Consider the following 21,111-nt stretch of genomic DNA (forward strand, 5'->3'; position numbering starts at 1 on the left):
GCGAGATCCAGGCGTACGCCGCCCAGGTCGGCGCGGTGGCGCAGGTGCGGGGCGGTGGCCTTGAGGGCGACGGGGTAGCCGAGGGACCGCGCCGCGGTCACGGCGTCGTCGGGGTTCGGGGCGGGCAGGGCCCGGCGCACCGGGATGCCGTACATCCCGAGAAGCTCGCACGTCTCGTCCGTGCCGAGGGTGAGCCCCTGCCCGCGCGCGAGGAGCCCGCCGATCAGCTCGGCGGCCCCCTTCTCGTCGATGTCCGCGTCGATGGACTCGGGCACCTTGCCGGGCTCGGCGGCCTCTCGCCGCCACTGCGCGTACTTCACGGCCTCTCCGAGGGCCCGTACGGCACGTTCGGCGGCGGGGTAGGCGGGGATCAGACGGGAGCAGGAGTCGGCGGCGGGCGCGGTCGAGGCCGGGGATGCCGGTGTCTGGGTCGCCCGCGCGCGGGGCGGCCGTTCCGTCACCGCGGCGCCGGGGGCCGGGGGATCCGCCTGCGGGGCGGTACTGGCCGCGGCCGACAGCGCCTCCGCCAGTCCGCCGAGCTCCACATGGACCACCAGCACCGGCTTGCCGGGCACCTCCGCGGCGGCCGACCTCAGGGCCTCGGCGAGCACCTCGTCCCCCGGGGAGCCCTCCCCCACCGTGGGGATCGCGGTGACGACGACCGCGTCGCAGGTGTCGCCCGCCAGCGCCTCCGACAGCGCCCGGTGGAAGTCCGCGGGCGATGCCCCGGTCGTCAGGTCCAGCGGCGCCAGCGGTCGCAGCCCCTCGGAGAGGCACGCGTCGTAGGTCAGCAGCCCCAGGGACTCGGAGTTCCCCAGGATCGCGACCCGGGGACCGGCGGGCAGTGGCTGCCGGGCCAGCAGCAGCCCCGCGTCGACCAGCTCGGTGATCGTGTCCACCCGGATCACCCCGGCCTGGCGCAGCAGCTCGGACACCGTCGCGTGGGGCAGCCGTGTGGCTCGTACGGCATGCCCCTGGGGAGCGGCGCCGCCGTGCCGGGTCCCCTGTACGACCACCAGCGGCTTCGCAGCCGCCGTGCGCCGGGCGAGACGGGTGAACTTGCGCGGGTTGCCGATGGATTCGAGGTACATGAGGACGACGTCGGTGTCCGGGTCGTCGTACCAGTACTGGAGTACGTCGTTGCCGGACACGTCGGCCCGGTTGCCGGAGGAGACGAAGGTCGACACGCCGGTGAACCCCGTGACCCCTCCCCCGCGTCGGTGCAGCCGGGACAGCAGTGCGATCCCGATGGCCCCGGACTGCGCGAACAGCCCGATCCGCCCGGGCCTGGGCATCTCGGGGGCGAGCGACGCGTTCAACCGGACGCCCTCGGCCGTGTTGATGACGCCGAAGGCGTTGGGGCCGATGATGCGCATCCCGTACGTGCGCGCGTGCCGTACGAGTTCCCGCTGCCGCTCTTTCCCCTCGGGGCCGCTCTCGGCGTACCCGGCGGAGAGCACGACGAGTCCCTGTACGCCGTGTTCTCCGCACTCGGTGACGGCCTGGGGGACGTACGGCGCGGGGACGGCGACGACCGCGAGGTCCACGGGGCCCGCGATGTCGCGCACCGACCGGTGGGCCGGTACCCCGTCGATGTCCTTCCGCTCCTCCGGGAAGGCGCTGTTGACCGCGTACAGGTCACCGGTGAAACCGGCGTCCCTGATGTGGTCGAGGACGCTGCGGCCGACGCCGCCCGGGGCACGCCCGACACCGATGACGGCCACTGCGCCCGGGGCGAGCAGCCGCCGTACCGAACGCGCCTCGGCCCGCTGCTCCCGCGCGCGCTGGACGGCGAGTGAGCGGTCGGTGGGTTCCAGGTCGAACTCCAGGCGGACGACACCGTCCTCGAAGCTGCGCTTCTGGGTGTAGCCGGCGTCCGTGAACACCTTGATCATCTTGCTGTTGGCGGGCAGTACCTCGGCGGCGAAGCGGCGGATGTCCCGCTCGCGGGCGACGGCCGCGATGTGTTCGAGGAGGGCGGAGGCGACCCCCCGGCCCTGGTGGGCGTCCTGCACCAGGAAAGCGACCTCGGCCTCGTTGGCCGGAGCGGAGGCGGGCAGCCCGTCGGCATCAATCCGGTCATAGCGTACGGTGGCGATGAACTCGCCGCCGACCGTGGCCGCGAGCCCCACCCGGTCCACGAAGTCGTGGTGGGTGAAGCGGTGGACGTCCTTTGCGGACAGGCGCGGGTAGGGCGCGAAGAAGCGGTAGTACTTCGACTCGTCCGAAACCTGCTCGTAGAAGCTGACCAGCCGGTCCGCGTCGTCCGCCGTGATGGGCCGGACACGGGCGGTGCCGCCGTCACGCAGGACGACGTCCGCCTCCCAGTGGGCGGGGTACTCGTGCCGGTCCGCCGAGTTCTGCATGCGCCCCAGAGTACGGCTCGCGTACGACAACGTCGCGAGGCAGTCTGTGGGGACCGAAGTCGGGCCCAGGCCGGGGTCCGAACGCGGTTCCGGGACAGGTTTCCGCCTGCCTCCCGGAACGCTTCACGCTATGGAACAATGGTCTAGACAACCCTGAGACAGTGAAGGGCAGCATCACATGGCTGAGCGCCGCGTCAACGTCGGCTGGGCGGAGGGCCTCCACGCCCGCCCCGCCTCCATCTTCGTCCGTGCGGCCACGGCCGCCGGCGTCCCCATGACGATCGCCAAGGCCGACGGCAACCCCGTCAACGCGGCCTCCATGCTGGCGGTTCTCGGCCTGGGGGCCCAGGGCGGCGAGGAGATCGTCCTCGCCTCCGACGCGGAGGGCGCCGACGTCGCGCTCGACCGTCTGGCGAAGCTGGTGGCCGAGGGTCTCGAAGAACTCCCCGAGACCGTCTGAGGAATCCCCTCGGGGTCCTCGAATGACGGTGGCGGCATATGCCACCGCGAAAGTGTCGTCCGCACACGGCGAAGGGCTCACCCGAATATCGGGTGAGCCCTTCGCAATTCTCGGTCGCGGGCAGCAGAAATAATCTCCCGCGAATTCAACTCTCTTTGTATACGGTGCCCGTGTTAATGACGCAGGCCCGTCATGTTTACGGGATGTTGCGAAGTCCTCACACGGTCCGACCGGTCCCCGGCGCCCGGGAACCGCAGGCGGTGCACGGCGGTCGCGCGCTCGGTGTGCAGCGCCGTGACCGCCCGCGCCCGCTCGCTGTCACCGCGCGCCACCGCGTCGACGATCGCGCCGTGCTCCGCCCAGGACTCGACGGGAGTGACCGGCGCCTCCACCGAGTACATCCAGGCGATCTTGTGCCGGAGCTGGGTGAGCGTCGACGTCAGGGCGTGGCTTCCGGAGGCCTGGGCGAGCGTCTCGTGGAACCAGCCCCCCAGCGAGCGCAGATCCTCGCTGCTCCCCCTCCTCGCCCGCTCCTGCCCCAGCCGGACCAGGCCCCGCAGCACCTTGAGGTGGGCCTCGGTGCGCCGCTGGGCGGCCCGGGAGGCACCCAGCGGCTCCAGGAGCATACGCATCTCCAGCAGGTCGGAGGCCTCCTGCTCGGTGGGTTCCGCGACACACGCGCCCGCGTGCCGCCGGGTCACCACGAAGCCCTCGGCCTCCAGGGTGCGCAGGGCCTCGCGGACAGGGACGCGCGAGACGCCGTACCGACGCGCGAGCAGTTCCTCGGTGAGCCGGCTGCCGCGCTCGTAGACACCGGCGACGATGTCGTCCCGGATCGCCGTGCATACCGAGTGCGCCGGAATACGCATGTCCGACCTCCGCTTTAATCCCCGTGAAACGTCGACGATTGACGTGTGTTCAGTGACTCTATTGCAGAGAACCGGAATTTCCGACGGCAGGCGGGAATCCATGGATTTTTTTTGGACACACACCCCTCCAAAACGCCGAAAGCCCCGGCTCGGGAAGCCGGGGCCGCGACAAGTCGGGCATGCGTTCGTCAGACGTTCACGCCGTGCGAGCGGAGGTAGGCGACAGGGTCGATGTCCGAGCCGTACTCCGGGGTCGTGCGCGCCTCGAAGTGGAGATGTGCGCCGGTGACGTTGCCGGTGGCACCCGAGAGGCCTATCTGCTGGCCCGGGGCGACCGTCTGACCGACCGACACATTGATGAACGACAGGTGACCGTACTGAGTGTATGTACCATCAATCATCTTGATCACGATGTTGTTGCCGTAGGACCCGCCCCAGCCCGCCTCGACCACGACACCGGAGCCCACCGCCTGGACGGGGGTGCCGGCCGCGGCGTGGAAGTCGACGCCGGTGTGGCTGCCGGAGGACCAGATGCCGCCGCCGGCCTGGTAGCCCGTGGAGATGTACGAGCCGGCGATCGGGGCGACGTAGGCGAAGAGCCGCTTGCGCTCGGCCTCGCGGGCGGCGCGGGCCTCCGCCGCGCGTGCCTCCTTGACCCGCTCCACGGCCTCCTTCTGCGCGGCGGCCACGGCCCGCTCCTCGGCGGCCTTCTCGGCGGCTTCCTCCTGGGCGACGGCCTGCGCGTCGATCTGCTCGGCGAGCGTCTCTCCGATGGAGATCACCGGGGTGAGACCGGTCTGCTCGGACGCGGACTCCGTGGCCAGCGCCGGGGCGGCGAGAGTGCCGACGACTCCGGTGGTCGCGAGGGCGGCGACGCCGGCCGCGCGCGCGGTCGTGCGGGTGGCGAGACTGGGGCGGCTGGGACGACGGTGCTTCCCGGTGGCGCGGGTGAACGCCATGTGTTGGTGGGTCCTTTCCTTCCTTCTCGCCTACCGGGTTAGCTGACGGGTTCGGAGCAGGAAGGTCTCCTACAGACACCCTCGCGGCACGCGCGGGCATCCGATTCACCCCAGGGACTGCACATGGTGGGTCCCCGGCTCCCCTGGCTCGCGCCGTACGGGGACTCGGCGATGACTGTCCGGTGCCGCGGTTGCGGCGCCGTGCGTGACGGACAGCCGGACTGACGCTAAGCGGTACATCTTTCAATCAACAAACGGATCACCGGTTTTGTAGCGCATGCCACAGTGCGGACAGTCCACCTCTCCGTCAATCTCCCCATCAATATGGGCAACTTGCTCGTCAACATGGACAAAGGGGCCCGGGCGACACATTCGTCACCCGGGCCCCTTTGCGCGTTCCGGCGTCGCTACTCGGCGGGGACGACGCTCACTTCGCCGATGCCGAGCGCCCGGACGGGCTCCTCGATCGCCGCCGCGTCACCGACGAGGACCGTGACCAGACGGTCCACCGGGAAGGCGTTCACGGCCGCCGCGGTGGCCTCCACCGTGCCGGTCGCGGCGAGCTGCCGGTACAGCGTCGCCTGGTAGTCGTCGGGCAGGTGCTGCTCGACCTGGTCGGCCAGCGTGCTCGCCACGGCCGCCGCGGTCTCGTACTTGAGCGGGGCGACGCCCACCAGGTTCTGCACCGCGACATCGCGCTCGGCGTCGGTGAGCCCCTCGGCCGCGAGTGTGCGGAGCACCTTCCAGAGGTCCTCCAGGGCCGGACCGGTGTTCGGGGTGTCGAAGGAGCCGCTGATGGCGAGCAGCGAGGCACCCGTACCGTCCGGAGCCGAGCGCAGGACCTGGCCGAACGCCCGCACACCGTAGGTGTAGCCCTTCTCCTCGCGCAGGACGCGGTCCAGGCGGGAGGTGAGGGTGCCGCCGAGGCAGTACGTGCCGAGGACCTGCGCGGCCCAGACCCGGTCGTGCCGGTCGGCGCCGACGCGGCCGATGAGCAGCTGGGTCTGCACGGCACCCGGGCGGTCCACGATGACGACCCTGCCGGTGTCGTCGGCGGTCACCGGCGGCATGGGCCGAGGCTCGGCCGGCGAGCCCGTCCAGGCCCCCAGGGTCTCGCCGAGCAGCGCGTCCAGGTCGACACCGGTGAGGTCGCCGACGACCACGGCGGTGGCCGTGGCGGGCCGAACATGCCCCTCGTAGAAGGCGCGTACGGCGGCCGCGTCGATCTTCGCGACCGTCTCCTCGGTGCCCTGGCGCGGTCGGGACATCCGCGAGGACGCCGGGAACAGCTCCTTGTACAGCTCCTTGGCCGATCGGCGGGACGGGTTGGCCGTCTCGTGCGGGATCTCGTCGAGCCGGTTGCGCACCAGCCGCTCGATCTCGCTCTCCGAGAACGCGGGCGCCCTGAGGGCGTCGGCCAGCAGACCGAGCGCCTTGGGGAGCCGCGACACGGGCACTTCGAGGCTGAGGCGCACGCACGGGTGGTCGGCGTGCGCGTCCAGGGTGGCGCCGCAGCGCTCCAGCTCGGCGGCGAACTCCTCGGCGGAGTGCTTGTCGGTGCCTTCGGAGAAGGCCCGGGCCATGATCGTGGCCACGCCGTCGAGACCGGCCGGCTCGGCCTCCAGGGGAGCGTCGACGAGCACCTCGACGGCGACGACCCGCTGGCCGGGCCGGTGGCAGCGCAGGACGGTCAGGCCGTTGCCGAGCGTGCCGCGCCCGGGGGCCGGGAAGGCCCAGGGCCTGGCCTCGCCCGCCTGGGGCTGGGGGTGGAACTCCATGGTGGCGAGCTCGGTCACTTGGCCGTCTCCTCGTCCTTGTCGCCGGCTTCGACCGTGGCCTCGGCCTCGGGGTTCTGGGGCGGGTCCGCGTCCTCGACGGTCTCCGGGGAGACCGGCTCGTAGACGAGCACCGCGCGGTTGTCGGGGCGCAGCCGGTCCTTGGCGGCCTGCTGGACCTCCTCGGCCGTCACGTCGAGGACGCGTCCCACGGCGGTCAGGGCGAGCTGCGTGTCGCCGAACAGCACGGCGTAGCGGCACAGTTCGTCGGCGCGGCCCGCGACCGTGCCGAGCCGGTCCAGCCACTCGCGCTCCAACTGGGCCTGGGCGCGCTCCATTTCCTCGGCGGTGGGGCCCTCCGCGGCGAACCGGGCGAGCTCCTCGTCGACGGCGGCCTCGATGACCGGCACCTCGACGTCCGCTGAGGTCTTCACGTCCAGCCACCCCAGGGAGGGTGCTCCGGCCAGCCGCAGCAGGCCGAAGCCGGCCGCGACCGCCGTACGGTCCCGTCGTACGAGCCGGTTGTAGAGGCGGGAGGACTCGCCGCCGCCGAGGACGGTGAGCGCCAGGTCGGCCGCGTCGCACGCGCGCGTGCCGTCCTCCGGGAGGCGGTAGGCGGCCATCAACGCGCGCGCGGGGACCTCCTCCACGACGACCTCGCGCAGTTCCTCGCCGATGACGTCGGGGAGGGCGCCGGAGCGCGGCGCGGGCTTGCCGTCGTGCCCGGCGATGGAGCCGAAGTACTTCTCGACCCAGGCGAGCGTCTCCTCGGGGTCGATGTCCCCGACGACCGAAAGCACGGCGTTGTTGGGCGCGTAGTAGGTGCGGAAGAACGCGCGCGCGTCCTCCAGCGTCGCCGCGTCCAGGTCCGCCATGGAACCGATCGGCGTGTGGTGGTAGGGGTGGCCCTCCGGGTAGGCGAGGGCGGTCAGCTTCTCGAACGCCGTGCCGTAGGGGACGTTGTCGTAGCGCTGCCGGCGCTCGTTCTTGACGACGTCCCGCTGGTTCTCCATGGACTCGTCGTCGAGGGCCGCGAGCAGCGAGCCCATGCGGTCCGCCTCCAGCCAGAGCGCGAGCTCCAGTTGGTGGGTGGGCATGGTCTCGAAGTAGTTGGTGCGCTCGAAGCTGGTGGTGCCGTTGAGCGAGCCGCCCGCGCCCTGGACCAGTTCGAAGTGGCCGTTGCCCTTCACCTGGCCCGAACCCTGGAACATCAGGTGCTCGAAGAGGTGAGCAAGGCCGGTACGGCCCTTGACCTCGTGGCGCGACCCGACGTCGTACCAGAGGCACACCGCTGCGACCGGGGTCAGGTGGTCCTCGGAGAGCACCACGCGCAGCCCGTTGGCGAGGCGGTGCTCGGTCGCTGTCAGGCCGCCGGAGCCTGCCTCGGCTGTGGCCGTGTGACCCATGGGCATGTACGTCCCTTCGATCGCGGATGCGGTTGTTGCAACCGCTGTTTTCCTGCCGGTCCTGCCACTGTATGCAAGCGTATGGAGTGCTGGCGAAGTTCCCGGCGGACGTACGCCGACAGCGAGATTCCCCGGCGTCCAGGCGGTACGTTTCAGCATCGGCCGCCATCGCCCGGCACCGTCGCAGGGACGGGCCTTGGTCCGCGTTGTCAGTGCGGCAGTCCACAATGGTCCGCGTCAGATCCCGTTCATGTCTCAGCACGACCAGGAATCAGAAGGAGTCGGCAGCGATGGCCCGCCGCACCACGAAGACCCCGCCGCCCGATGACTTCGAGGAGCGGATCCTCGACATCGACGTCGTCGACGAGATGCAGGGCTCCTTCCTTGAGTACGCGTACTCGGTCATCTACTCCCGAGCCCTGCCCGACGCCCGTGACGGCCTCAAACCCGTACACCGTCGCATCGTGTACCAGATGAACGAGATGGGCCTGCGCCCCGACCGCGGCTATGTGAAGTGCGCCCGCGTCGTCGGCGAGGTCATGGGTAAGCTCCACCCGCACGGCGACTCGTCGATCTACGACGCCCTGGTGCGTCTGGCCCAGCCGTTCTCCATGCGCGTGCCGCTGGTCGACGGCCACGGCAACTTCGGTTCGCTGGGCAACGACGACCCGCCGGCCGCCATGCGGTACACCGAGGCCCGCATGGCCGACGCGACGTCCCTGATGACGGAGTCGATCGAAGAGGACACCGTCGACTTCGCGCCGAATTACGACGGCCAGGAGCAGGAACCGGTGGCGCTGCCCGCCGCCTTCCCGAACCTGCTGGTCAACGGCGCGTCGGGCATCGCCGTCGGTATGGCCACGAACATGCCGCCGCACAACCTCGGCGAGGTCATCTCGGCCGCGCGTCATCTCATCCGCTACCCGGCCGCCGACCTCGACACCCTGATGCGGCACGTCCCCGGCCCCGACCTGCCCACCGGCGGCCGGATCGTCGGCCTCGCCGGGATCAGGGACGCGTACGAGACGGGACGCGGCACGTTCAAGATCCGCGCCACGGTGTCGGTGGAGAACGTGACGGCGCGCCGTATGGGCCTGGTCGTCACCGAACTGCCGTTCACCGTGGGCCCGGAGAAGGTGATCGCCAAGATCAAGGACCTGGTCGGCTCGAAGAAGCTCCAGGGCATCGCCGACGTCAAGGACCTCACCGACCGCAGTCACGGCCTGCGCCTGGTCATCGAGATCAAGAACGGCTTCGTACCGGAAGCGGTCCTGGAACAGCTCTACAAGCTGACGCCGATGGAGGAGTCCTTCGGCATCAACAACGTGGCGCTGGTGGACGGCCAGCCCCTCACCCTGGGGCTCAAGGAGCTCCTGGAGGTCTATCTCGACCACCGCTTCGAGGTCGTGCGGCGCCGCTCGGAGTTCCGTCGCGGCAAGCGCCGTGACCGGCTGCACCTGGTCGAGGGCCTGCTCACCGCGCTGGTGGACATCGACGAGGTCATCCGGCTGATCCGCTCCAGCGACAACTCCGCGCAGGCGAAGGAACGCCTGATGGAGCGCTTCGGCCTGTCCGAGATCCAGACGCAGTACATCCTGGACACCCCGCTGCGCCGCCTGACCCGGTTCGACCGCATCGAGCTGGAGTCCGAGCAGGACCGGCTGGCCGCCGAGATCGCGGAACTGACCCGGATCCTGGAGTCGGACGCGGAGCTGCGCAAGCTGGTCTCGACCGAACTGGCCGCGGTGGCCAAGAAGTTCGGCACCGAGCGGCGTACGGTCCTGCTGGAGTCGGCCGGTGCCGCCCCCGCGGCCGGTGTCCCGCTCCAGGTGGCCGACGACCCGTGCCGGGTCCTGCTCTCCTCGACGGACCTGCTGGCGCGTACGGCGAACGGCGAGCCGTTCCCGGCCGACGAGGACGGCAGACGCGCGAAGCACGACCTGATCGTCTCCGCCGTCCCGGCGACGGCACGGGGCGAGGTGGGCGCGGTGACGTCGGCGGGCCGTCTGCTGCGCATCAACGTCATCGATCTCCCCCGGCTGCCCGACACGGCGACCGCGCCCAACCTCTCGGGCGGCGCGCCGCTCTCGGAGTTCCTCTCCCTGGAGGACGGCGAGACGGTGGTCTGCCTGACGACGCTCGACGAGTCCTCCCCGGGCCTCGCGATCGGCACGGAGCAGGGCGTCGTCAAGCGGGTGGTCCCCGACTATCCCTCCAACAAGGAGGAGCTGGAGGTCATCACGCTCAGGGACGGCGACCGGATCGTCGGCGCGGCGGAGCTGCGCACCGGCGAGGAGGACCTGGTCTTCATCACGGACGACGCCCAACTGCTGCGCTTCCAGGCCGCCCATGTCCGCCCCCAGGGCCGTCCGGCCGGCGGCATGGCCGGCATCAAGCTCACGGACGGCGCCAAGGTGATCTCGTTCACGGCCGTGGACCCGGCGGCGGACGCGGTCGTCTTCACCGTCGCGGGTTCGCGGGGCACGCTGGACGACTCCGTGCAGACGACGGCGAAGCTGACCCCCTTCGACCAGTACCCGCGCAAGGGACGGGCCACCGGCGGTGTCCGCTGCCAGCGGTTCCTGAAGGGCGAGGACTGTCTGTCCCTGGCCTGGGCGGGCCCCGCGCCGGCGCGGGCGTCCCAGAAGAACGGCACCCCGGCGGAGCTCCCGGAGATGGACCCGCGCCGCGACGGCTCGGGCGTGTCGTTGCCGAAGACGGTGGGTGTGGTGACGGGCCCGGTGTAGGTCGGCCCGGGGTAGGTCGGCCCGGTGCGGGTCAGCCTGCCTCGGCCTCTCCGGAGCCATCCGGGCTCTGCTCCTGTACGTACCTCAGGACGCCCCACATGCTGTGCTCGTCGGCGTGTGGGGCGTCGTCCATAGAGGCCTCCAGGTCCTTGCCGAGGACGGACAGTTCGATGCCGGTCCCGATGAGGACGAGCCGGCTGAGCCGCTCCTCGCGGTCGGCCCAGCGCTCGGGATAGAACCGCAGGAACCGCCCGACGGCATGCACGGCGTACCGGTTGTCCGGGTCGTGCGGTCCGAAGTCGACGTACCCCTTGATGCGGTAGAGCCCTTCGGGCCGGCTGTCCAGGAAGGCCATCAGCCGGCGCGGATGGAGGGGCGTCGAGGAGCTGAAGGAGAGGCTGTCGTACGCGGCGTGCAGATGCCCGGAATGGTCTCCCGGGCCGTCCTCGTGGCCGTCTTCGCCCTCCCCGTCCACCCCGTGGCCACCCGCTGTGTGGTCGTACAGGTCATCGAAGGACAACTGTCCGACGCGCTCCTCGGTGGGCCGGCAGTCGAAGAGGAACTCGGGGTCCACTCGTCCGTAGTCGGCGGGGACGACGGCAGCGCGGTCGACCAGCCCTCGGACGGTTTCCAGGACCCGCTCGCCGCCGTCCGCGACCCGTCCGACCTTGTTGACGACGACGAGATCGGCGAGGGCGAGATGCCGGTCGATCTCGGGGTGCCTCTCCCGCGTGTCGTCGAACTCGACGGCGTCGACGACCTCGACCAGCCCTCCGTACACGACCCGGGGATTCTCGCTGGCGAGCACCATCCGGACGACTTCCTGCGGCTCGGCGAGCCCGCTGGCCTCGATGACGACGACGTCGATGCGGGCCGAGGGTTGAGTGAGTCGATCAAGATAGACATCGAGTTCGCTCGCGTCAACGGCGCAGCACAGACATCCATTGCCCAACGACACCGTGGAGTCCCCGAGCGCTCCCGCGACCGCCATGGCGTCGATCTCGATGGCCCCGAAGTCATTGACGATGGCCCCGATACGGCTGCCACCGCTGCGATGGAGAAGGTGGTTGAGGAGGGTGGTCTTGCCGGAACCGAGGAACCCGGCGAGGACGATGACGGGGATCTGCCGAGGGCTCTGGCTCGGACCCGGCTGACTCAACTCTGCGACCTCTCTCACACCGACGCGCACACCGGCCCACGGCCCCGCGCGCGTACGAGGAACGAATGCCGCCCCAGGATACGAGCCGGAGGAGTCACCGCCGAGCTGTCGCCACTGAGCTGACGCTCGGCGGCGGCCGGTGCGATACGCCCACGTCAGGCAGGGCGCCGGTACGTGCGCCGGGCGTGGGGCCGCATGGGTGTCGGGCCGCCCGTGGGCACCGGGCCGTTGTCAGACCAGCGGCGGCACCGCCACCGGGGGCACGGGCCCCACGTACCGGGCCGCTGGCCGAATGATCTTCGAGTCCTCCGCCTGCTCCAGGATGTTGGCGCTCCACCCCACCACACGGGCCGCCGCGAACGTCGGCGTGAACATCTCGCGCGGCAGGCCGCACAGCTCCATGACCACGCCCGCGTAGAACTCGACGTTCGTGTGCAGTTCGCGGCCCGGCTTCAGTTCGGCCAGGATCGCCTCCACCCGTCGTTCCACCTCGACCGCGAGTTCGACCAGCGGGCCGCCGAACTGCTCGGCGATGCCCCGGAGCATGCGGGAGCGGGGGTCCTCGGTGCGGTAGACCGGGTGACCGAAGCCCATGACGCGGTCACCGGCGAGCACGCGTTCACGGATCCAGGTGTCGATGCGGTCCGGTGTGCCGATGGCGTCCAGGGTGTCCAGCGCGCGGCTCGGGGCACCCCCGTGCAACGGACCCGACAGTGCTCCCACGGCTCCTACGAGGCAGGCGGCCACGTCCGCCCCCGTCGACGTGATGACCCGCGCCGTGAAGGTTGACGCATTGAATCCGTGATCAATGGTTGAGATCAAGTATTGCTCGATCGCTCTGGCGTGCAGCGGATCCGGCTCCGATCCCGTCAACATGTACAGGTAGTTGGCCGCGTAGGGGAGGTCCTCCCGAGGCTCGACCGGGTCGAGGCCCCGGCCCAGCCGGTAGAGCGCCGTCAGTACGGTCGGCACGGCCGCGGAGGCGACCAGGGCGTCCGCGCGCCGCTCCTCGGCACCGATGTCGTACACGGGGCGGAATCCCTTCGCCGCGCCGAGCAGCGACAGCGCCGTGCGCATGCCGGCCAGCGGGCCGGAGCGGCCGCTCGCCGCCGCGATGGCGGGCAGCGCCGCCCGCACCTCGCCGGGCAACCGCCGCAGGGCCGCGGTCCGCGCGGTGAAGGCTGCCAGTCGGCCCGCGTCCGGCAGCTCACCGTGGACCAGGAGATGCCAGACGTCCTCGAAACCGCGGGTCCGCGCGAGTTCGACGGCGGAGTACTGGCGGTAGTGGTAAAAGCCCTCGTGCCCTCTGACGTCACCAATTCGGGTGTCGGTGACGACGACGCCCGCGAGTCCTCGCGGTACGTCGACAACGGTGGTTGCGGCTGCTGCGGCCCGGTCGTTCGACATGATTCCTCCCTGAACTTGATTCGACTGTCCATGATAGATGGAAACCATGTCAATATTGATTGAATCAATATGAAGTCCATGCGGATACGGTGACCCCCATGCGCGATCTGGAACCCGCCCCCGACCACTCCGGCCGCCGGCTGAGCACCAAGGAGACCGCCGAACTGCTCGGCGTGAAGCCCGAGACCGTGTACGCGTACGTGAGTCGCGGTCAGCTCAGCAGCCGACGCGATCCCGGCGGCCGGGGCAGCACCTTCGACGCCACCGAGGTGGAGTCGCTCGCCCGCCGCAACAGACGGGAGAGCGGCGGGAGTCCGGCCGCCGGCGGCGAGCTGTCCGTGCGGACCCGGCTCACCCTCATCGACAAGGACCGGTACTACTTCCGGGGAGTCGACGCCACCGAACTGGCCGCACGCCACTCCTACGAGGAAGTCGCGGAATGGCTGTGGACCGGCACCCCGCGCCCCGGAGCCGCCTTCACCGCGCCGAAGGCCTCCGTCGCCGCCGCCCGCCGCTCCGTCAACGCGCTGCCGGAGCACAGCGACCCCGTCGACCGGCTCCGGGTCGCCACCATCGCCGCGGCGGCGGTCGATCCGCTCCGCTTCGACCTCTCCGAGGACACCGTCCTGGGCACCGCCCGCACCCTCATCCCCACCCTCGTGGCCGCCCTGCCGTCCCATTCGGCCGGCCACCGCGACGAGGGCCCGCTGGCCCACCGGCTGTGGGCCCGGCTCACCGTCCGGATCGCCGACGAGGCGTCACTGCGCGCCCTGGACACGGCACTCGGTCTCCTGGCCGACCACGACCTGGCCGCCTCGACCCTCGCCGTACGCCTCGCCGCGTCCGCCCGCGCACACCCCTACGCCGCCGTCTCGGCAGGGCTGGGCGTCCTCGAAGGCCCCCTCCACGGCGCCGCCAGCGGCCTGGCGCACCGGATGCTCCTCGACGTGCTCGACGAGGGCGACGCGGCCCCCGTGGTCGCGGACGAGCTGCGCGCCGGCCGCCGAGTACCCGGGCTCGGCCACCGGCTCTACCCCGGCGAGGATCCACGCGCGCGTGCCCTCTTCGCCCTCCTCGAGAAGATGCCGAACGCCGCGCCAGCCCTCGCCGCGGCCCGGGACGTCGTGACCACCACCGCCCGTCACACACCGCTGCACGCCAATGTGGACCTCGCCCTGGCCGTGTTCACCGTCTCCTGCGGCATGGGAGCGTCGGCAGGCGAGACGATCTTCGCCGTCGCCCGTACGGCGGGCTGGATCGCACACGCCCTGGAGGAGTACGGCGAGCGTCCGCTGCGGATGCGCCCGAACGGAACCTATGTGGGCGAGCGCCCACCGCAGCCGCTCCCGGAGTAGCCCGACACTGCCGGAACCACCCGTTCCGCCGGGCGGGAGGCCCGCCTCGCGTCAAGTCAGGTTAGGCTCACCTCTGTGAGTAGGTGCACAGCCGTCTCGCGGGACCTCGACGAGCCCATCGCGGGAACCGCGGCGACCGCCAGGACATGGCTGCTGTTGGAGCAGCCGGGCCCGTGGGGTGCCCAGGCGCTCACCATGAGCCATCTGGACCCCGTGCTCGGCCGCGCCCTGGAGAAGGCCGCGGAGGGCACCGGCGTACGGATCGCGCTGATCCGCCGCCCCGGCCGCCACGCCGACCTCGGGTCGCCTTCCGTACGGCAGGTGTACGCCGCCCACACCACGCCCGGGAACGTCTGGATGCGCAGCGCCACCACCCACACCCCCGAGCACTTGCTCGACCTCGACTTCGCCGCGCTCGGCAGGGGCGCCCCGCAGTCCTTCGACGCCGTACTCCAGGGGCGGCCCCACACCGGGGACCCCCTCGCGCTCGTCTGCACCAACGGCAAGCGGGACCGCTGCTGCGCGCTTCTCGGCCGTCCCCTCGCCGCCGAACTGGCCGCCTCCGGAGTGGAGGGCGCCTGGGAGGTCACCCACCTCGGCGGCCACCGCTTCGCCCCGACGCTGCTCGTCCTGCCGTACGGCTACGCGTACGGCCGCGCTCAGGCCCCGCACATCAAGGAAGTCCTCCAGGGCGTGCGCGAAGGGCGGATCGTCGTGGACGGCTGTCGCGGCGGCTCCGCCTGGGACCGGCCCGGACAGGCCGCGGAACTGGCCGTCCGGTCGGCGGCCCACGAGTACGCGGCGGACACGCTGAGCGTCGTACGGACGGACGGCTCGGCCCCGCACTGGGAGGTGACCGTCGCGCACGCGGACGGGCGCCGGTGGAACGTCTCGGTGACCCAGGGGGCCGCGCTGCCGCCCCGCCCGGAGAGCTGCGGATCGGCTCTGGGTTCGCCCGCGCGAATGGACGTGACGGCCGTGCGCGAACTGGTGTCCAAGGCCCCGGCGCGCCGTCCGCACGAGGTCGCCCCGTGCGGCGCCCGGTCCACCCGTCAAGCACCCGGTGCACGCCTGTACACAGGTTGATCAAGGGATCCACGTCACACCCCACTACGGCACGGACCACTCGTCCCCGTACCGTCATGGGTATGAGCCCCACTCCCCCTGTCCGCCGACTGCGCCTCGGTCTTCCCCGGCGGATGTTCTCGCAGGTGCTGCTGATGCAGGTGGCGATCGCCGCGGGAGTGGCGGTGCTCGCGACCGGGCTGTTCCTCGCCCCGCTCAGCGATCAGTTGGACGACCAGGCGATGCGCCGGGCGCTGGCGATCGCACAGACCACCGCGGCCCAGCCGCAGTTCGTCGAGGACCTCCAGCGGAGCAGTCCGTCGGTCGACGGGCCGGTGCAGGCCGAGGCGGAGCGGATCCGGAAGGCCAGCGGGGCCGAGTACGTCGTGGTGATGGACACGCGGGGCGTGCGCTGGTCGCACACGGACCCGAAGCAGATCGGCCGCGTCGTCTCCACCGATCCCCGCCGGGTCCTGGCGGGCGAGGAGGTCATGGAGATCGACAGCGGCACCCTGGGCCGCTCGGCCCGCGGCAAGGTGCCACTGCGCGACGCCGGAGGCAGGGTCGTCGGGGCGGTCTCGGTCGGCATCGAGTACGACAGTGTGCGTGCCCTGCTGTTCCACGCGATTCCGGGACTGCTCGCCTACGCGGGCGGTGCCATGGCCGTCGGTGCCCTGGCGGCCTGGGTGATCTCCCGGCGGGTGCAGCGGCAGACCCGCGACCTGGCCTTCTCGGACATCGCGGCGCTGCTCGCCGAACGTGAGGCCGTACTGCACGGCATCCGTGAGGGTGTCGTCGCCCTGGACCGCGCGGGCCGCGTCCGGCTCCTCAACGACGAGGCACAGCGGCTGCTGGGCATCGGCGAGGAGGCCGTCGGCCGTTCCCTGGACGAGGCGCTCGGTGCCGGACGTACGACCGATGTGCTGGCCGGCCGGGTGACCGGCACCGACCTGCTCACCGTGCGCGGCCAGCGTGTCCTGGTCGCGAACCGCATGCCCACCGACGACGGAGGCGCCGTCGCCACCCTGCGGGACCGCACCGAACTGGAGCAGCTCGGCCGCGAACTCGACTCCACGCACGGTCTGCTCGACGCCCTGCGCGCCCAGGACCACGAACACGCCAACCGCATGCACACACTGCTGGGGCTGCTCGAACTGGAGATGTACGACGACGCCGCGGAGTTCATCGGCGAGGTGGTGGGCGACCACCGGGCCACCGCGGAGCAGATCGCCGAGAAGATCCGCGATCCGCTGCTCGCCGCGCTGCTGGTCGGCAAGGCCACTGTCGCGGCGGAGCGCGGGGTCGCGCTGTGGGTCTCGGACCGGACCCTGCTCCCGGACCGGCTGATCGATCCCCGGGGACTGGTCACCGTCGTCGGCAACCTGGTCGACAACGCGCTGGACGCCGTCGCCGGGACCGCGCACGCGCGCGTGGAGGTCGAACTGCGCGCGGAGGGCCGAACCGCGGTCCTCGGCGTGCGCGACACGGGACCCGGAATCCCGGCGGAACAGCGTGAGTTGATCTTCACAGAGGGGTGGTCCACGAAGAAGGCCCCGGCACACGGCAAGCGCGGAATCGGTCTCTCCCTGGTACGCAGGCTCGCGGAGCGGCAGGGTGGCAGCGCGCGCGTGGACGAGGCCGAGGGCGGGGGCGCGCGGTTCACGGTCGTACTGCCGGAGGCACTCGGGGAGCCCGACCCGGCGCCGGTCACCACCGCTGCCACCGGCTCGCCTGCCGCACAGGAGGGGTCGGGATGATCGAGGTCCTGGTCGTGGACGACGACGTCCGGGTGGCGCGCGTCAACGCCGCCTATGTGGAGAAGGTGCCCGGCTTCCATGTCGCGGGAGAGGCGCACAGCGCGGCCGGGGCGCTGCGGCGACTGGAGGCGCTGCCGCACGTCGACCTCATACTCATGGACCACTACCTCCCCGACGGTACGGGCCTCTCGGTCGTGCAGGAGATGCGCCGACGCGGTCACGAGACCGACGTGATCATGGTGACGGCGGCCCGGGACGTGGCGACCGTGCAGTCGGCGATGCGGCAGGGAGCGCTGCAGTACCTGGTCAAGCCGTTCGCCTTCGCGGGGCTGCGCGCCAGGCTGGAGGCGTACGCGGAGTTGCGCCGCACCCTCGACGGCGGCGGCGAGGCCGAGCAGGCGGAGGTGGACCGGATCTTCGGCGCCCTGTCCTCCGGGCCCGAGCCCGAACTGCCCAAGGGGCACTCCCCCACCACCACGGAACTGGTGCGCCGGACCCTGGTGAACGCGGAAGGCCCGCTGTCCGCCCAGGAGATCGCCGAACGGACAGGGGTGAGCCGCCAGACCGCCCAGCGCTATCTGAAGCTGCTGGAGCGCACGGGACGGGCCAGGCTGACCCTCAAATACGGTGACGCGGGCCGCCCGGAGCACCGTTATGTGTGGGCGACCCGCCCCTGAGAGCGGGCACAGTGGAGTTGTGAAGATCTCGCTCGCGCCCCGCTGTTCGACGGCGGGCGACATGGCGCATGCCACAACATCGGACTTCGGGACGCAAGCCGCTCTTCCGCTTGCGAAAATCTGTTCTGCTCGTTCCGCGCGCCGAAGCAGCGGAACCGCAACGGGGGTTCGTCGCACGGGCTTGCCGCTCGTCGGCCCCGAGGGAGAGGCCCGATGATTGACGTCCTGGTAGTGGACGACGACCTCCGTGTCGCGGAGATCAACGCCAGGTATGTGGGAAGGGTTCCCGGATTCAGAGTCGCCGCCCGCGCGCACAGCGCCGCTCAGGCCCTGGACGTCGTGCAGCGGGGCACCATCGACCTGGTCCTGCTCGACCACTATCTGCCCGACCGGACGGGCCTCGAACTCGTCCACGACATGCGGGAACAGGGTCACTGCACCGACGTCATCATGATCACGGCGGCCAGCGACGTGGTGACCGTGCAGGCCGCGCTGCGCGTGGGCGCACTGCACTACCTGGTCAAGCCGTTCACCTTCGCCGCGCTGCGCACCCGCCTGGATTCGTACGCCGCCCTGCGCCGCACCGTCGACCACGTCGGGGACCGGAGCCACACCGGCCAGGAGCAGGTCGACCGGATCTTCGGCGCCCTGCGCACACCGCCCGCGCCCGCGCCCCCCGGCCTGCCGAGCGGCCACTCGGAGCCGACCAATGACCTCATCTGCGGTGTGCTCCACCGCGCCGGCCGCCCCCTCTCGGCCCACGAGGTGGCCGCCGAGACAGGCCTGAGCCGCTCCACGGCCCAGCGCTACCTCCGGCATCTCGAACAGGCGGGCCGCCTCCGCCTCTCCCTCAAGTACGGCGACACCGGCCGCCCCGAACACCAGTACGCATGGGTGGCTCACTGAACCACCCCGGCCCGCCACGGTCGTACGACGGTGAAATCGCCGCCCGTCAGACGGCTCCCGCTCCCGTCAGCGACCGCACCTCGGTCTCCGCGTGCCGGGCCTTGTCCGCATCCTCCGCCGAGGTCACCGTGCCGAGCCAGCCGGCGAGGAATCCCAGCGGGATCGAGACGAGCCCGGGGTTCTGCAACGGGAAGTACTGGAAGTCCACTCCCGGGAACAGCGAGTCCGGACTGCCCGACACCACGGGCGACAGCAGCACGAGGACAACTGACGGAATCAGCCCGCCGTACACCGACCACACCGCACCCCTGGTCGTGAAGCCGCCCCAGAACAGGGAGTAGAGCAGCACCGGCAGATTCGCGGACGCGGCGACGGCGAAGGCGAGGCCCACCAGGAAGGCGACGTTGAGGTCACGGGCCAGCAGCCCGAGCGCGATCGCGACCACGCCGATGCCGACCGCGGCGGTGCGGGCCACGGCCACCTCGCTGCGCGGCTTGGCATTCGGGCGCCGCAACGACGCATACAGGTCGTGGGCCACGGACGCCGAGGACGCGAGGGTGATGCCCGCGACCACCGCGAGGATGGTCGCGAAGGCGATGGCGGCGACGATCGCGAACAGAACCGTTCCACCTGTGGAGTCCGCTCCGCCGCCCAGATCGAGGGCCAGCAGTGGGACCGCCGTGTTCCCGGCCGCGTTCGACCCACGGACGGCCTGCGGCCCGACGATCGCCGCCGCGCCGAAGCCGAGGACGATCGTCATCAGGTAGAAGCCGCCGATGAGCCCGATCGACCAGACGACCGACCGCCGCGCGGCCCGGGCGGTCGGCACGGTGTAGAAGCGGGAGAGGATGTGCGGCAGCCCGGCCGTACCCAGTACGAGGGCGAGCCCCAGGCTCATGAAGTCGAAGCGCGAGGTCCAGTCACCGCCGTAGCGCAGGCCGGGGGCGAGGAAAGCGTCACCGTGGCCACTGCGCTCGGCCGCTGTGCGCAGCAGCAGGTCGAAGTCGCCGTGGAACCGCACCAGCACCAGCACGGTCAGTGTGACCGCCCCGCCCATCAGCAGGACCGCCTTGACGATCTGGATCCACGTGGTGGCCCGCATCCCTCCCAGCGACACATAGATCACCATGAGCGCGCCGACCCCGATCACCGTCCAGGACTGCGCCGCCTTGCCCGTCCCTCCCAGCAGCAGCGCCACGAGGCTGCCGGCCCCCACCATTTGCGCCACCAGATACAGAACGGACACGGTGACCGAGGAAGTTCCCGCAGCGATCCGCACCGGCCGCTCCCGCATCCTCGACGCGACGACGTCGGCCAGCGTGAACCGCCCGCAGTTGCGCACCAGTTCGGCGACCAGGAACAGCACGACGAGCCAGGCCACCAGGAAACCCACCGAATACAGCAGTCCGTCGTAGCCGAAGAGCGCGATGAGGCCGGAGATGCCGAGGAAGGACGCGGCCGACATGTAGTCACCCGCGATGGCAAAACCATTCTCCATCGGGGAGAAGAGCCGGCCACCCGCGTAGAACTCCTCCGCGGAGCCCTGCCGATGCCGGCTCACCCATGTGGTGATGGCCAGGGTGACGGCCACGAAGGCGCTGAACAGCACCAGCGCCAGCATCTGATGGTTGCCGGTCATGATCCACCACCTCTGAGGCCACGCGTCAGTTCCTGGGTGTCCCAGCGCAGATCGAGCGCGGCCCGGTCCCTGCGCAGCCGCGCGTGCCGCGCGTACGCCCAGGTGAACAGGAACGTCGTGAGGAACTGTCCGAGTCCCGCCAGCATCGCCACGTTCACCGCCCCCATCACGGGCCGGGCCATGAATCCGGGCGCCATGGTCGCGGTCACCACGTAACCCACGTACCAGGAGAAGAAGAGGGCGACGCCGGGGATCACGAACCTGCGGTACCGGCTGCGCACCTCCCGGAAGGCCGCGCTGCGCTGCACCTCCAAATACACGTCGGCCGCGCATCCGCCCCGGTTCTCCTGCTCCCGTCGCGCGGACGGGACGGCTGGAGCGGGCGCACCCGTACCGTCCAACTCGCCCCAGCCGGAGGCGAGTGCGTCGTACCAGGGGTCGTCGAACCGTGTGTCCCCGCCCACCCCCGTGCGGGTAGGGACGGTGTCACGGCCTTCGTGGGCCTCGGCCGAACTCTCAGGGCCGCCCTCGCGTCTGCTGGGGCGACCGGCGCTTGACTGCATG

Annotated in this window: 16 protein-coding genes and 1 riboswitch; of the genes, 7 read left to right on the plus strand and 9 right to left on the minus strand. The window is 71.2% G+C overall.

Features of this window, described 5'->3' with window-relative positions; all coding sequences use genetic code 11:
* The coding region (locus AOK08_RS31370) for a bifunctional acetate--CoA ligase family protein/GNAT family N-acetyltransferase (protein WP_055532364.1) at positions 1 to 2,366 on the minus strand (2,366 nt) is incomplete at its 3' end.
* Positions 2,367 to 2,544: 178 nt separating this feature from the next.
* Between AOK08_RS31370 and AOK08_RS31375 the strand changes: the two genes are divergently transcribed.
* Entirely contained in the window at positions 2,545 to 2,826 is a 282-nt protein-coding gene (locus tag AOK08_RS31375) for an HPr family phosphocarrier protein (protein WP_053725500.1), read from the plus strand.
* Between the two features lie 173 nt (positions 2,827 to 2,999).
* On the opposite strand, the gene AOK08_RS31380 is transcribed toward AOK08_RS31375, so the two are convergent.
* From AOK08_RS31380 to AOK08_RS31395, 4 genes are all read right to left on the minus strand, one after another.
* A complete protein-coding gene (locus AOK08_RS31380) occupies positions 3,000 to 3,695 on the minus strand; it encodes a GntR family transcriptional regulator (RefSeq protein ID WP_055532366.1) in 696 nt (231 codons plus the stop codon).
* A gap of 188 nt (positions 3,696 to 3,883) precedes the next feature.
* Positions 3,884 to 4,654 (minus strand): M23 family metallopeptidase, encoded by a 771-nt coding sequence (locus tag AOK08_RS31385; protein ID WP_055532368.1) that lies wholly within the window; start codon positions 4,652 to 4,654, stop codon positions 3,884 to 3,886.
* A gap of 13 nt (positions 4,655 to 4,667) precedes the next feature.
* A riboswitch (cyclic di-AMP (ydaO/yuaA leader) is annotated at positions 4,668 to 4,835 on the minus strand.
* Positions 4,836 to 5,061: 226 nt separating this feature from the next.
* The gene (locus AOK08_RS31390; protein ID WP_055532370.1) at positions 5,062 to 6,450 is read right to left on the minus strand and encodes a M16 family metallopeptidase; all 1,389 of its coding nucleotides are present in this window, start codon (positions 6,448 to 6,450) and stop codon (positions 5,062 to 5,064) included.
* Complete coding sequence (locus AOK08_RS31395) at positions 6,447 to 7,841, minus strand: M16 family metallopeptidase (RefSeq protein WP_055532372.1); 1,395 nt, start codon at positions 7,839 to 7,841, stop codon at positions 6,447 to 6,449. Before AOK08_RS31395 ends, AOK08_RS31390 begins: the two co-directional genes overlap by 4 nt.
* 284 nt (positions 7,842 to 8,125) lie before the next feature.
* Here AOK08_RS31395 and AOK08_RS31400 point away from each other — a divergent pair, with 284 nt between their 5' ends.
* Complete coding sequence (locus AOK08_RS31400) at positions 8,126 to 10,582, plus strand: DNA gyrase/topoisomerase IV subunit A (RefSeq protein ID WP_055532374.1); 2,457 nt, start codon at positions 8,126 to 8,128, stop codon at positions 10,580 to 10,582.
* Between the two features lie 31 nt (positions 10,583 to 10,613).
* Here AOK08_RS31400 and AOK08_RS31405 read toward each other — a convergent pair whose 3' ends face one another.
* Positions 10,614 to 11,741 (minus strand): CobW family GTP-binding protein, encoded by a 1,128-nt coding sequence (locus tag AOK08_RS31405; protein WP_055532376.1) that lies wholly within the window; start codon positions 11,739 to 11,741, stop codon positions 10,614 to 10,616.
* Between the two features lie 231 nt (positions 11,742 to 11,972).
* Positions 11,973 to 13,148: a citrate synthase/methylcitrate synthase gene (locus AOK08_RS31410; protein WP_055532378.1), complete on the minus strand. Its 1,176-nt coding sequence runs from the start codon at positions 13,146 to 13,148 to the stop codon at positions 11,973 to 11,975.
* A 98-nt stretch (positions 13,149 to 13,246) separates the two neighbouring features.
* Between AOK08_RS31410 and AOK08_RS31415 the strand changes: the two genes are divergently transcribed.
* The 5 genes from AOK08_RS31415 (at position 13,247) to AOK08_RS31435 (ending at position 18,908) form a co-directional block, all read left to right on the plus strand.
* Complete coding sequence (locus tag AOK08_RS31415; protein WP_055532380.1) at positions 13,247 to 14,503, plus strand: citrate synthase family protein; 1,257 nt, start codon at positions 13,247 to 13,249, stop codon at positions 14,501 to 14,503.
* 75 nt (positions 14,504 to 14,578) lie between these two features.
* Complete coding sequence (locus AOK08_RS31420; RefSeq protein ID WP_079054384.1) at positions 14,579 to 15,589, plus strand: sucrase ferredoxin; 1,011 nt, start codon at positions 14,579 to 14,581, stop codon at positions 15,587 to 15,589.
* Between the two features lie 62 nt (positions 15,590 to 15,651).
* Entirely contained in the window at positions 15,652 to 17,325 is a 1,674-nt protein-coding gene (locus AOK08_RS31425; protein ID WP_079054385.1) for an ATP-binding protein, read from the plus strand.
* Complete coding sequence (locus AOK08_RS31430) at positions 17,322 to 18,002, plus strand: response regulator (protein WP_055532384.1); 681 nt, start codon at positions 17,322 to 17,324, stop codon at positions 18,000 to 18,002. The genes AOK08_RS31425 and AOK08_RS31430 overlap by 4 nt, the downstream gene beginning before the upstream one ends.
* A gap of 213 nt (positions 18,003 to 18,215) precedes the next feature.
* Positions 18,216 to 18,908, plus strand: coding sequence for a response regulator (locus AOK08_RS31435; RefSeq protein WP_055532386.1), 693 nt, complete (start codon positions 18,216 to 18,218; stop codon positions 18,906 to 18,908).
* A gap of 46 nt (positions 18,909 to 18,954) precedes the next feature.
* Here the strand turns inward: AOK08_RS31435 and AOK08_RS31440 are convergent, their stop codons facing one another.
* The gene (locus tag AOK08_RS31440; RefSeq protein WP_055532388.1) at positions 18,955 to 20,547 is read right to left on the minus strand and encodes a solute symporter family protein; all 1,593 of its coding nucleotides are present in this window, start codon (positions 20,545 to 20,547) and stop codon (positions 18,955 to 18,957) included.
* Positions 20,544 to 21,110 (minus strand): DUF485 domain-containing protein, encoded by a 567-nt coding sequence (locus tag AOK08_RS31445; protein WP_079054386.1) that lies wholly within the window; start codon positions 21,108 to 21,110, stop codon positions 20,544 to 20,546. Before AOK08_RS31445 ends, AOK08_RS31440 begins: the two co-directional genes overlap by 4 nt.
* Between the last annotated feature and the right edge of the window lies 1 nt (position 21,111).

The organism is Streptomyces graminilatus (genome assembly GCF_001418565.1).
GTDB classification, from domain to species: Bacteria; Actinomycetota; Actinomycetes; order Streptomycetales; family Streptomycetaceae; genus Streptomyces; species Streptomyces graminilatus.